The organism is Cytobacillus sp. FSL W8-0315, from assembly GCF_038002905.1.
Taxonomy (GTDB): domain Bacteria; phylum Bacillota; class Bacilli; order Bacillales; family Cytobacillaceae; genus Cytobacillus; species Cytobacillus pseudoceanisediminis.
Genome location: NZ_JBBOOC010000001.1, coordinates 527268 through 541068 on the forward strand (window position 1 = coordinate 527268; position 13801 = coordinate 541068).

Consider the following 13801-nt stretch of genomic DNA (forward strand, 5'->3'; position numbering starts at 1 on the left):
TTTTAGTTTTCTTCAATTTCTCTGCGATTTTTCTTAAACATTTTAGATAATACTTCGTACACGATTGGCACAATAATAAGGGTCAATAGCGTCGAACTTGTCAGACCGCCGATAACGGTAATCGCAAGGCCTTTGGAGATAAGCCCTCCGCCGCCAGATCCGATGGCCAATGGAATTAATGCACCAATTGTCGCAATGGCTGTCATCAGGATTGGGCGAAGTCGGGTTGCTCCTGCTTCCAGCACCGCTTCCCTCATGACCAGACCGTCACGTTCCATATGGATGATCCGGTCCACCAGAACGATGGCATTGGTTACGACAATACCAATTAGCATTAATAGTCCCATCATGACCGACACAGAAATGGTTTCGCCAGCAATCAATAAGCCAACGAAAGAACCAATCACGGCAAATGGAAGGGAGAAGAGAATCGCAAATGGCGCCACTCCTTCACGGAATGTAACAACCAGAATGAAGTACACAATCGCAATGGCTGCAAGCATCGCAGCGCCAAGCTGTGTGAACGTCTCAGTCATATCTGCCTGAACGCCCGCAACTCCGACTGTTACACCCTTAGGCAGATCCAATTCATCAATCGCTTCATCTGTTTTAGAAGTAGCCTTTGAAATATCATCGCCCTTCACCGTACCTGACACGGTTGCGTAGTACTCGCCTTTACTGCGGGCAAGCGTATTATGCGTTGTACCTTCTTTCACTGTAACCAGCTCGGAAAGAGGCATAGTTGTACCCATCGCTGTCGGCACCTGTGTTGCCAGGATATCATCAATGGATTTCGGCTGTTCCGCTTGCTCCTGCTGGACAATGACTTCAAGCGTCTCACCGTCTTTTTCAATCGTTGTCAGAACATCCTTGGTGTTTGACGGATTCAGCATCATGACAATTTGTCCGGCTGTCAGACCATACTGCAGCAGTTCATCCTGCTCAACATTGAAGGTATATTCAACATATGCGTCTTCTGCACTTGAAGAAACATCCTCTAATTCCTCATTTTCCTGCATTACGTCTTCTACCATTTTGACAGAATCATTCAGTTTATCTAAATCTTCACTGTAGAATGTGTAGCTGACTTCATTGGTTGAACCGGACATAGAAGAGAAGTTCTGGCTCTTCCATTCACCTGATTGTCCGATATTAAACACATAATCTTCTATTTCTTCACGGACTTCAGGGAAATTATCCATTTCAGGGTCAAAGATCAGGTACATTAGGGCTCCGCCTGCTCCTCCGCCCATCATGGCAGACATTTGATCCGCTTCTTCGGTTACAGATATTTGAACGATGTCAATATCATCACGCTTTAGCATCTCTTCTTCTACTGCTTCAACGTTCTTTAATGTTTCATCTTTAAGTTCTCCAGCTTCAGGTGTGTATGTTAGATACATCACTTTCTCTTCTTCACTGCCCATAAAGCTGAATCCGATCATTGGTGTCAGAGCTACGCTGCCCGCCAGCAATACTACCGCAATGATGGATGTAATAATCTTATGATTAAGAGATTTCTCAAGAATGCCTTTATACCATTTTGATAGTTTTCCAGCTTCTTTATGGCTGCCTTCCGTTTTTTCACTGTACAGTTTCTTCCTAAACAAGAAGTGAGACAGCGCTGGAACGATTGTAATAGCTACAAGGAGTGAAGCACCAAGCGCAAACGTCATCGTCAATGCGAATGGCATAAACAGCTCGCCGACCATACCTCCTACAAAAATGAGCGGTGCGAATACAGCAACCGTTACTAATGTCGAGGAAAGGATTGGCTTGAACATCTCGATCGTAGCTTCACGAATAAGTGCCCGCCCTGTTAGTTTTTCTTCTTTTAAATGCAGGCGGCGGTAAATATTTTCAACCACAACGATAGAGTCATCAATTACTCGGCCGATCGCAACCGTAATGGCTCCAAGCGTCATAATGTTCAAGGTAATATTCATCCAGTTCAACAGCAGCAAAGCCATGAAAATCGAAACTGGAATAGATACGATTGAAATAATCGTGGATTTAAAATCACGCAGGAACAGTAAAATAATCAAGACTGCGATCAGCCCGCCAAACACGGCTTTTTCAATCATGGTTGAAACAGATTCTTCAATTGGCTTACCCTGGTCAAGTGAAAGATCTATAACGAGACCCTCGACCTTTTCTTTTTCTTCCTTGATTAAATCTTTGACACTGTTGACCACTTCAACGGTGTTTGCCTGCTGTTCTTTTACAATTTGGATCGCAATGGCATCATTGCCATTTGTGCGGGAAACAGATTGCACTCTGCCGACGGTATCAATCTCGGCAATGTCACTCAGCTTCACAAAAGGTGACTGGTTTTGTGCGGTTGGTGTTACCGGGATGAGCATGTTCTTTAATTCATCCTCGGTCATGAACTTGCCGTCTACTGCGACAGCCTGTTCTCCTTCCTCAAACTCGTAAAGTCCTAATGATACAGCCATGTTGCTTGCCTGAATCATTTCCTTTACTTTATCTTCAGTCAGTTCCAGCTCAGCCAGTTTTTCTTCGTTGTATGTGAGCTGCACCTCTTCCACATGCTGACCAGTGATGGTCGCTGAGGCTACACCATCAATTTTTTCAATTTTTGGAAGTATAATATCTTCTACAGTTGAGGTTAACTCAACAATATCCTCTGATTTACTGCTTACACTCAGTGCAGCAACCGGCATCATATTCATGCTGATAGCCGTGATGGAAGGTTCCTGTGCTCCTTCCGGCAGCTCCACTGTATCAAGAGCTGATTGGAGAGCCCGCTTGGCCTCGTCCATATCAATACCATAGTCATATTCCACTTGGATATTTGACATGTTAGAATATGAATTTGAGTAAACTGATTTAACATCTTCAAGGCCTTCTACGGCCTTTTCAATTGGGATGGACACATCTTCCATCACTTTTTCAGGAGTCGCCCCCGGATATACGTCCATTACCATTAAGTAAGGGATTGAGACATCCGGAATGGTCTCCATATTCATCCGCGTACCTGAATAGATGCCAGATACCGTGATAATAATTGTTAACAGCCAGACTGCAAGTTTATTCTGCAGGACGAAATTCACTAAACCTTTCACTTGTGCACCTACCCTTAATTGACTTGTTAGACTCAATTACATATAATAATGACTGGTTGGTCATTTGTCAATCAAAAAGGAGTGACACCATTACATGAGCAAAAAGCAATTAATTATGGAAAGCGCTTTAGAACTCTTTGCGAAGCAAGGGTTTGAAGCTACATCTGTACAGCAGATCACAGAGCACTCCGGTATTTCCAAAGGAGCTTTCTACTTATCATTCAAATCAAAAGATGAACTGATCATGGCCTTGATTGATCATTTTATGGAGCAATTTGTTTCAGATATTGACCATATAGTCAAAGACTCGAATAACACGGGAAAAGAGCTTTTAAGAAAGTTTTTTTATACCACATTCCACTCCTTTCAAAAGCATTCAGACTTTGCCAAGATTTTTATTAAAGAACAGGCACATACATTTAACGAAGAGCTTATATCAAAAGGGCGGCACTTTGACCAATTAATCGATGATATCACCCTATCCATGCTTGATCAGTTATATGGAGAAAGTGTCCAGCATACCAAATACGATTTAATCTATTGCATCAAAGGCTTTATGCATGTGTACTCTCACTTATTTTTATTTTTCAATGTGCCTTTGGATTTGGACCTTCTGTGCAGATCACTTGCAGAGAAAACAGAACTTCTTGCAAACAATTCGACTATCCCGTTTATAACCGACGAGCTTTACGAGATGTTCAGGAAGACGGGACATGAAGAGATGACTCACGGGCAACTAATTGAAATTATGGAGCAAAAAATAGAGGAATTAGAAGACTCGATTGAAAAGGAATCCCTCATCCTGCTAAAGGAGGATATACAGGAGCGCAGCTTGAATCCTGCTATCGTAAAAGGGCTGATTACAAATATCAGAAACAACCCTCATTGCAGATGGATTGCTTATCTGCTTCTCCATTACTATGAGGTTTAAACAATAAAAGGCAGAATGCTTTAGCAAGCATCCTGCTTTTTGTGTATGGTGCATATTTACCTTATATAGATTGCGAATAATGTTTTTATTTTTTTACTTTTGAGATAGTCAGCCCATCACCAATAGGAATAAGCACAGATTCCAATTGAGGATGGTTAGCCACTGTTTCATTAAATTTTTTCATGAATTCAGTATGACGTTCAGGTTCAGCACTCTCGTCTGCTACAGTGCCTCTGGCCAATACATTATCACAAACAATTAATGCTCCATTTTCCGCTAGTCTGATGCAATAATTTAGATAGTTTTCGTAGTTTTCTTTATCTGCATCGATAAAGAAAAAATCAAATTGTCTATTATCGCTAACAAGCTGTTCGAGACTTTGCAGAGCTGGTCCGGTTAAATATGATACTTGACTGCCAAAACCGGCTTTAGACAGATTAGTATTCGCTAATTCTGCGTAGCTCTCCATAAGTTCAAGGGAAGTTAATGTTCCTGACCGATCGAGCCCTCTGGCTAAGCAAATCCCGCTATACCCCCCAAGGGCCCCGATCTCCAGGACATTTTTTGCCCCTGACATGGATACTAGCAGCGTAAGAAGCTTACCAGTAGAAGGAGATACTGAGATGGATCGCATACCGTTCTCTTTTATGGAATTAAGAACCTCCTCTAAAATATCATCTTGGCTGTAAAAAACTGAATCGATATATCTGTTAATTTGTTTCATTTTCCCCGCCCCTTTTTATTTTTTCTCTTCATTGGAATCTTCCTTGTCTTCCGTTTTGCTATTTACTGCTTCCCCTTCTTCAAATTCGTAAAGCTCAAATAACTGTACGAATTCGCTGATCACCATATCAATTGCTTTTAGTTCCCCGACTAGGATCGGATTAATTGATTGCAGCTCTGGTGTTTCTAATTGTTTCTTTAGTGCAGAGCGTTTAAGGCTCATTCTCTCTAAAAAGGTAAGGGCTCTTCCTCTGCGAAATGTTTTTGCACCGCGATCCCTTCGTTCATGACCATCTTTTTGATGTCTGTTTTCACCACGAACTCTATGTTTTTCGTTATTCATAGTAAGCCGCCTTTCTTCGTATACACATGTATACGATGCATCATTTTAAATTGTATACACATGTATACAACCAGTCAATAAAAAGGGACTGCCAGAGGGTCAGTTTTCACTGACATTCTGGACAGTCCCTTACATAGTTTATTTCAACTCAGCTAAAACTTCTTCAATTTTAGCAAGCTCGGATTGTAAACCGCCTCCGCTTAGGTACCATAGAGGTCCATCTAAGTAAACGATTCTTTTATTTTTAAAGGCATCAGTTTTCTTAATGATGTCGTTTTCCATATCAGCTTCAATATTAGAGTCGCCACCAGTAGCTGCTGTTCGGTCAATTACAAATAGCACTTGTGGGTTAAATTCCAGGACGGCTTCAAAACCGAAGTTAGAACCGTGAGAAGAAGACTCGATATCTTCTGTTACCGGCTTGAATCCATAAATGTCATAAATGTAGCCGAAACGGGAGTTTGTTGCAAAACCTGATAATTTACCTTCATTGTACATTGTAACTAGAGAGGTTTCGTAGTTTCCAGCTAAAGCTTTGATTTCTTCTAAAGCTGAATCATATTTTGCCATGTATTCTTCAGCTTCTGCTTCTTTATCAAACATTTTCGCCGCTAGATCTACAGAAGATTGGAATGTGTTCCAGTAATCAGTCTCAGAAGTACCAACAAACACGACAGGAGCGATTTCCTTTAATTCTTCATAGAATGCTGACTGACGCCCAGAGATAAAGATTACATCCGGATCCATTTCAGCGATATCTTCAAGTAAAGGTTCCTTTAATCCACCAACGCTTTTATACTCATCAGATGCGTATTTTTCAAGGTGAGCTGGCAGGGTAGAATCTTTTGCAACCCCAACAATTCCTTCAACACCTAGAGCATCTAATGTATCTAAGAAACCATAATCGAATACAGCAATTTTTTCTGGCATCTTTTCAAATTTCACATCTTCAAAATTAGTTGTACCACCCTCATTGCCTTCAGTTGAGGCAACTGTTGGAGATACCGTCATTGGATAAGCAGAGCTTCCTTCTGTTCCAGCTCCATTTGTTTCTTCCTCTGCACCTTTATCAGTTGATTCTTCTTTTGAAGCTTCTTCGTTAGAACCACATGCGGCAAGCAATAATACCATAGCTGCTAACAATGCATAAAATAGTTTTTTCATCTTTCTTAACTCTCCCTTTTCATTTATTATTTGATATTGATTATCATTATCAATCATGATGATAATTATTATTGAATAATCTTTATTAGTCAATAACTTTTTGATATTTTTTTAAATTATCTTCCAATTTTTCAATAATCTTACACAAAAAAGCTAATCCCTGAAGAAATCCAATAGATTTCTCCAGGTATATTTAATACTTCATTGTTTACGTATGTGAATTAAAATAGACACAAATTCTGCAGCCATTCTGTTCTTGAATTGGAATATCCATATCATAAATTTCACGAAGCACATCAGAATTTATGATTTCACTGGTCGGCCCATTTTTCATCAGCCGGCCATTTTTCAACGCTACGATACGATCAGAATAAACAGATGCAAAATTTATGTCATGCAAAACAATGACAACTGTCTTTCCAAGTTCATCAACCAGCTTGCGCAAAATTTTCATAATTTGAACTGAATGCTTCATATCCAGGTTATTTAAAGGCTCATCCAGCAGGATATAATCCGTATCCTGAGCAATGACCATTGCAATGAACGCCCGTTGCTTTTGACCACCTGATAATTCATCTAAATATTTGCCTTCCATATCAGCTAAATTCATATATTCAATGGCTTGATCAACAAACTTTTCGTCTTCAGCCGCTAAGCGACCTCTTGAATAGGGATAGCGCCCAAATGACACAAGCTCACGCACTGTCAATCTCACATTAAGGTAATTGGCTTGTTTCAAAATGGATACTCTCTTTGCAAAATCCGAAGACTTCCACTTTTTCACATTATTCTGATCGAGTAATACCTCACCTGTATCTGCTTCTAATAAACGGCTTACCATAGAAAGAAGTGTTGATTTACCAGCACCATTCGGTCCAATAAAAGAGGTGATGGTCCCCGGCTCGATTGTGACTGTAACATCCTCTACAACAGGCTTTTTACCAAATTGTTTTGTTAATCCTTTGATTTCAATCATCCTGCTGCCCTACTTTCCTTAAGTAATAGATAAATAAAGTAAATACCGCCGATAAAGTTAATAATGACACTTAATGTTGTACGCAACTCAAAAATATGTTCCACAAGGAAATTACCGCCGACCAATGCAATAATACTGATCAAGCTCGCCCCTAATATGTGGATGGAGTGTTTATATGTCACCAGATATTGATAGGAGAGATTGGCAACAATTAATCCAAAAAATGTAATTGGTCCGACAAGCGCTGTAGATGTGGCAATTAAAACAGACGATAAAATTAAAATTCTCATTACCATGCCGTCATAATTAATGCCAAGATTTATCGCATTTTCGCGGCCCAGTGACATAACATCCAGTTTATCCATAATAAGGTAGCCATAGAGAAATGCAAGAAATAGGATGCCAATTGAAATAAATAATAACTCAGCCTTTACGTTTGTAAAGGTCGCAAACAACCGGCTTTGAAGACTCAAATATTCGACTGGATCTATCAATACTTGCAGGAATGTGACAAAGCTTCCCAGAAGTGTCCCTATAATCATCCCTATTAATAGAAGAAAATAGATGGGATGCTTATCAGCCCTGAACAAAAATCGATATAAAATCAGGGCAAAAACGACCATGGCAAAAATGGCTGCGCCAAAGTTTAAGTATTTATTTAACACCCACACTGACATCGACCCTGCAAAGAAGTAGATTAATGTTTGTACTACTTGATACATAGAATCAAGGCCCATAACAGAAGGTGTCAAAATACGGTTATGTGTAATTGTCTGGAACACAACTGTAGAATAAGCAATTGCGATTCCTGTTATAACCATCGCTGTAACTCTGAGCATACGCTTAGGAAAGGCATAATCAAAGCCGCCTTTAATATCATAAAAGCCATATAACAAAATAAACACAAGAGCAATAGCTGCTAAAATCATCAGTTTTGTACTATTTCGCATATGCTCTCCCCCTAAGCAGCATCGTTAAGAAGATTGCACTGCCTATCACTGCCACTGTTACATTAACTGGAATTTCATAAGGATGAATGATGATGCGCCCTAGAATGTCACATATTAATAAGAAGACAATCCCTAACACCGCTGTATGCGGAATTGTTTTGCGCAGGTTGTCACCTAAATATAAGGAGACAATATTGGGAACTATGAGTCCTAGAAATGGAATTACCCCGACAGTAAGGACAACCGTTGTCGATATAACCGCAACAAGGACCAGACCAATATTTAGTACTAGCTTATAGCTTAAACCAAGATTTCTCGCAAAATCTTCACCCATTCCGGCAACTGTAAATTTATTCGCATAAAGATACGCTAGAATAATAGCTGGAATACTAACATATAAAAGCTCATAACGGCCAGCAATAATCAAAGTGAAACTTCCCATAAGCCAGGAAGATATATTTTGCAGCAGATCCGCTTCATATCCAAAGAACGTTGTAATAGAAGATAGTATATTTCCATACATAATTCCAATTAACGGAACAAAGATAACATCTTTAAATTTTATACGATCTAAAATCTGCATGAAGAGAAATGTACCTGCTAAAGCAAAGGCAAAACTAAAAATAACTTGCTGTGTATAGGTTACATTCGTAAAAAACAGCATGGAAATTAAAATACCCAGTTTTGCTGCATCCAAAGTTCCAGCAGTTGTTGGTGATACAAACTTATTTCGGCTTAAAGACTGCATAATTAAACCGGCAATACTCATCCCTGCCCCCGCTAATATTATCGCTAATAACCGTGGGATGCGGCTGATAAGGAAAATATGTGTTTCATCTGATTCCCAATTGAGCAGATCCTTTGGCGTTATATCTATTGCTCCGATAAATAGCGAGATAAAAGACAGAACGATGGCTGCAATTCCTAACATCCATAATCTCATTAATAACCCTCATAACATGTTTATTATCAATCAACAATTGAAAAAATCATTATTCCAAGTTAAGGAATAGGAGTAACTCTATAAAACTATTTTTAAAAGAATGATAATCATTATCATCTAATAGCAAAAAAAAGAACCTTGATATGTATAACTTTTTGGTTTATTGAAAATGATTATCAACTTGCCACCACAATTAATGTATCACAAAAAATAATAAAAGAAAAGAGGCAGATTGTAAATTCCGGCAATTGTCTAAATTTATTCTCACTTTAAGATATAGTAGGAAGCTCACATTAAAAGGAGATTCAAACAGAAAAGTTGAAACTCCCATTTGCTTGCCACTATAGTGTTTTAATTAGAACCCGAATAGCTTCCGATACGTCGATCTGATTCTCCTGGCAGTGATTCGTGAGCTGCCGATACGTTTCCTCATCCAGCCTTACATGAACAGTGTGTAAATATTTTTCAGAATCAAGTTTTTTTGGCCTTCCTCTCGTAACTTTTCTTTTGCCGCTGCCGTCTTTCCATACATTTATGATGACATATCCGTGTTTTTGAATCCAAAGATCACAATCATACTCTTTCCACATTGTTTTGGCTCTTTGCAGGAACTCAAGTTTGAATTTTACTAGCTCATCACCTTGAAGTCCTTTCATGATCGCTTTTTCCATCGCCTTATGCTCGTTAAATTGGAGAAATTGGTCGTAAGATTTGAATGTTAATTCTTTCATTATTCCGCTCCCATTATCTATTATCTATTATCTATCTATAAAAATCATACCCTTTAAGAAAACGGTTGTAAATCCTGACTAAATCCTTAACTTCCTTCATTTTATTTACATTAGACGGCAAAATTTTTACTGTTTATATGAATGCTGAATGATATGCAATTTCTTATTAAAAAAAGACCCAATCCTGTAGTTGGATTGGGTCTTTTTTGATCAGACAGTATGAATGTTGTGGAGCAGCAGTTTTCAATTCGGCATCCCCGACTTTACTGATCCAGCATTATTTTCAGTACAGACTTTCCTTACTCCACAGTAACCGACTTAGCCAGGTTACGCGGCTTATCTACGTCACACTCACGGTGCAGCGCAGCAAAGTAAGAGATTAATTGTAAAGGTATTACAGAGATAAGAGGTGTCAATAGCTCGTTCACTTCCGGAATGATAAAGCTGTCTTCTTCTGTTTCCAGCCCTTTCATGGAAATGATGCAAGGGTTTGCTCCTCGGGCAACAACCTCTTTGACGTTGCCGCGAATGCTTAAGTTAACACTTTCTTGAGTTGCCAGGGCAATGATTGGCGTACCATTCTCGATTAAAGCAATGGTTCCATGCTTTAATTCTCCGCCTGCAAAGCCTTCAGCTTGAATATATGAAATTTCCTTCAGCTTAAGTGCACCTTCAAGGCCAACATAGTAGTCGATCCCACGGCCAATAAAGAACGCATTGCGTGTAGTAGAAAGGAATTTGCGTGCTATATCCTCGAACTCTTCCTTTGCATCGCAAAGGACTTCCATTGCGTTAGCAACAATGCCTAGCTCCTGAACAAGGTTGAAGTCCAATTCCAATCCGCGGCTCTTCGCTGTAACTTCTGCAAGAATGGATAATACAGCAATCTGGGCTGTATATGCCTTTGTAGAAGCAACCGCAATTTCAGGACCGGCATGAAGCAATAATGTGTAATCTGCTTCACGTGATAGAGTTGAACCTGGAACGTTTGTAATGGTTAACGCCTTATGGCCCATTTTCTTCACATTTACAAGTACGGCACGGCTATCTGCTGTCTCGCCGCTTTGAGAAATAAAGATAAATAGCGGCTTCTCTGAAAGCAACGGAATATTATAGCCAAACTCACTTGAAATATGAACTTCTACTGGGATTTTTGCGATTTTTTCAATGAACTGCTTTCCAACAAGACCTGCATGATAAGAAGTCCCGGCAGCAATGATATAAATGCGGTCTGCATCGTTCATCGCTTCAACGATTTCCTGGTCGATTGTCAGCTCGCCATTTTCATTTTGATACTTCTGGATGATTTTGCGCATCACTAAAGGCTGCTCATCGATTTCTTTCAGCATGTAGTGAGGATATGTTCCTTTTTCGATATCGCTTGCATCCAATTCAGCCGTATACGGATCACGGCTAATTTCCTCGCCATTCAGCGTCTGAATTTTAACAGCATCTTTTGTGACAATAACGATTTCTTTGTCCATTAGTTCAACATATTGATCTGTAACTTGCAGCATCGCCATTGCATCAGAAGCGACTACATTGAATGTTTCACCTAATCCAACCAGAAGAGGACTCTTGTTTTTCGCAACAAAAATCGTTTCAGCGTTTTCTGCATCCAAAAGGGCGATTGCATAAGAGCCTTTTAAAAGTGTCAGCGTTTTGCGGAACGCTTCTTCAGTATTAGAACCTTCGTTCACGAATAATTCAATCAGCTGAACGATGATTTCTGTATCTGTATCACTTTTAAGGGCAACTCCCTGCAAATATTCGCGTTTTAAGATGTCATAGTTCTCAATTACGCCATTGTGAACAAGCGTAAAACGGCCGGAATTGCTTTGATGAGGGTGAGCATTTACTGTGCTTGGAACACCGTGTGTCGCCCAGCGGGTGTGTCCGATCCCTGTGTTTGCCATCACATCTTCATCAACAATATTGCGAAGGTCCGCAATACGGCCTTTTTCCTTGAAAACCTGAACGCCGTTATCATTCATAACCGCGATGCCAGCTGAATCATAGCCTCTATATTCAAGCTTTTCCAAGCCCTTTAATAAAATTTCCTTTGAATCTAAGTTTCCAATATATCCAACGATACCACACATACTTCTTTTCCTCCTAATAATGAAGGGGCAAGAAGCCTTTTCGGGGCAGTCCTGCCCCTTATCTCTGTTTTTTTATATACGCAGCTCCAGGGGCATTACAGCCTCTTGAATGAGCGTTTCTTAGTTTTAGCATTCCCTTCTCTTTGTGCATTCAGTTGCCAGAATGTTTTAAAGAAGAAATCATCGGTTGTGCTTTCAACCGGGAGGCATCCGCCGAACATTCGATAAACCTCCTCCTCGTCAACTGATCCTTACGTCCAGGATCAGTTCAGGCGCTTTATATTTAATTAATTTCTCACGATCCACCTTTCTCTTCTTGAATAAAGATGTCCTGTATTCCTAAATACAAAAACAGGATTATCATACATCAAAGTCAGACTTCCGTCAACAGATAAGTTAAGGCAGCTGCCAGCCTTCCATTTGGTTGGGGCTGTAAACTCCATATATAAAAATATGCATAAGGGAGTTCAGGAGTTCCCTTATGCATATGATTTGTGCTTTTATTCTTTTAATCCCATTTCACTTTCAACAACAGCAGCGATGCGCTCTACATAGGATGCGCAAAGTTCACCCGTTGGGGCTTCCGCCATTACGCGGACAAGCGGCTCTGTACCGGAAGGACGTACCAGAATCCGGCCGTTTCCGTTCATTTCTTCTTCAACCTGCGCAATGACTTCTTTCACTTTTTCATTGTCTGTCACATGATGCTTATCCGTTACACGAATGTTTACAAGCTTCTGCGGGAATTTCTGCATTTCATTCGCAAGCTCAGATAGCGGCTTCTTGGTTACTTTCATGATGTTAACAAGCTGAAGGCCTGTCAAAAGACCATCTCCAGTTGTGATGTAGTCCAGGAAAATGATATGACCTGACTGTTCTCCGCCAAGGTTGTAGCCGTTCTTCTTCATTTCCTCCACAACATAGCGGTCACCTACAGCTGTCTGAACACTTTCTACACCGTTGGCTTCAAGCCCTTTATAAAATCCAAGGTTGCTCATCACAGTGGAAACAACTGTGTTTTGCTTAAGTCTTCCCTGCTCCTTCATGTATTTTCCACAGATATACATGATTTGGTCGCCATCAACAATATCGCCATTTTCATCAATGGCAATTAAACGGTCGCCATCTCCATCAAAAGCCAAACCTACATCGGCTTCTTTTTCCTTAACAAAGGCAGACAATGCCTCAGGATGAGTAGAACCGACTCCTGCATTGATATTTAATCCGTTAGGAGATGCTCCCATCATGGAAAGATCAGCATCAAGATCAGCAAATAGATGTGTTGCCAGCGGAGAAGTGGCCCCATGTGCACAATCGAGCGCAATGTGGATGCCTGAGAAATCTTCATCAACCGTCTGCTTTAAGTATTGAAGATACTTCTGTCCGCCTTCAAAATAATCATTTACCTGTCCCAGGCTGCCTCCGACCGGTCTTGGAAGCTGGTCTTCTGCCATATCCATTAATCCCTCAATTTCAGCTTCCTGGTCATCGGACAATTTAAACCCATCCGGGCCAAAGAATTTGATTCCGTTATCTTCAACAGGATTATGGGATGCAGAAATCATTACGCCAGCTTCTGCACCCAGAGCTTTTGTTAAATAAGCGACGCCAGGCGTTGAAATGACACCGAGGCGCATAACTTCTGCTCCAATTGATAAAAGCCCCGCTACCAGTGCGCCTTCGAGCATATGGCCCGAAATACGGGTATCACGGCCGATTAATACTTTCGGACGATCATGGTCCTTCGTTAATACATAACCCCCAAAACGGCCCAGTTTAAAAGCCAGCTCTGGTGTCAATTCACTATTTGCAACTCCTCGTACTCCATCTGTACCGAAATATTTACCCATTT

The 13801-nt window shown here is 40.3% G+C and carries 12 protein-coding genes; 1 reads left to right on the forward strand and 11 read right to left on the reverse strand.

What is annotated here, in order from left to right:
- Positions 1-2 precede the first annotated feature (2 nt).
- Entirely contained in the window at positions 3-3086 is a 3084-nt protein-coding gene (locus MKY20_RS02870) for an efflux RND transporter permease subunit (protein ID WP_217027329.1), read from the reverse strand.
- Positions 3087-3180: 94 nt separating this feature from the next.
- Between MKY20_RS02870 and MKY20_RS02875 the strand changes: the two genes are divergently transcribed.
- Positions 3181-4017, forward strand: coding sequence for a TetR/AcrR family transcriptional regulator (locus tag MKY20_RS02875; protein WP_009336376.1), 837 nt, complete (start codon positions 3181-3183; stop codon positions 4015-4017).
- A gap of 85 nt (positions 4018-4102) precedes the next feature.
- Here the strand turns inward: MKY20_RS02875 and MKY20_RS02880 are convergent, their stop codons facing one another.
- From MKY20_RS02880 to glmM, 10 genes are all read right to left on the reverse strand, one after another.
- Entirely contained in the window at positions 4103-4741 is a 639-nt protein-coding gene (locus MKY20_RS02880; protein WP_019381205.1) for an O-methyltransferase, read from the reverse strand.
- Between the two features lie 15 nt (positions 4742-4756).
- A complete protein-coding gene (locus MKY20_RS02885; RefSeq protein WP_009336380.1) occupies positions 4757-5083 on the reverse strand; it encodes a hypothetical protein in 327 nt (108 codons plus the stop codon).
- A 138-nt stretch (positions 5084-5221) separates the two neighbouring features.
- Positions 5222-6247: a siderophore ABC transporter substrate-binding protein gene (locus MKY20_RS02890; protein ID WP_026041659.1), complete on the reverse strand. Its 1026-nt coding sequence runs from the start codon at positions 6245-6247 to the stop codon at positions 5222-5224.
- Positions 6248-6455: 208 nt separating this feature from the next.
- Positions 6456-7223 (reverse strand): iron ABC transporter ATP-binding protein, encoded by a 768-nt coding sequence (locus MKY20_RS02895; RefSeq protein ID WP_009336384.1) that lies wholly within the window; start codon positions 7221-7223, stop codon positions 6456-6458.
- Positions 7220-8173, reverse strand: coding sequence for an iron chelate uptake ABC transporter family permease subunit (locus tag MKY20_RS02900; protein WP_009336386.1), 954 nt, complete (start codon positions 8171-8173; stop codon positions 7220-7222). Before MKY20_RS02900 ends, MKY20_RS02895 begins: the two co-directional genes overlap by 4 nt.
- Complete coding sequence (locus MKY20_RS02905; protein WP_009336388.1) at positions 8163-9116, reverse strand: ABC transporter permease; 954 nt, start codon at positions 9114-9116, stop codon at positions 8163-8165. The genes MKY20_RS02900 and MKY20_RS02905 overlap by 11 nt, the downstream gene beginning before the upstream one ends.
- Positions 9117-9457: 341 nt before the next feature.
- Positions 9458-9847, reverse strand: a complete 390-nt coding sequence (locus MKY20_RS02910) for a ribbon-helix-helix protein, CopG family (RefSeq protein ID WP_009336391.1) — start codon at positions 9845-9847, stop codon at positions 9458-9460.
- Positions 9848-10146: 299 nt separating this feature from the next.
- Complete coding sequence (glmS, locus tag MKY20_RS02915) at positions 10147-11949, reverse strand: glutamine--fructose-6-phosphate transaminase (isomerizing) (RefSeq protein ID WP_009336393.1); 1803 nt, start codon at positions 11947-11949, stop codon at positions 10147-10149.
- 95 nt (positions 11950-12044) lie between these two features.
- The gene (locus MKY20_RS02920) at positions 12045-12170 is read right to left on the reverse strand and encodes a hypothetical protein (protein WP_019381148.1); all 126 of its coding nucleotides are present in this window, start codon (positions 12168-12170) and stop codon (positions 12045-12047) included.
- A gap of 279 nt (positions 12171-12449) precedes the next feature.
- Positions 12450-13799 carry a phosphoglucosamine mutase gene (gene glmM, locus MKY20_RS02925; protein WP_009336396.1) on the reverse strand — a complete coding sequence of 450 codons (1350 nt, stop codon included), beginning with the start codon at positions 13797-13799 and terminating at the stop codon, positions 12450-12452.
- Between the last annotated feature and the right edge of the window lie 2 nt (positions 13800-13801).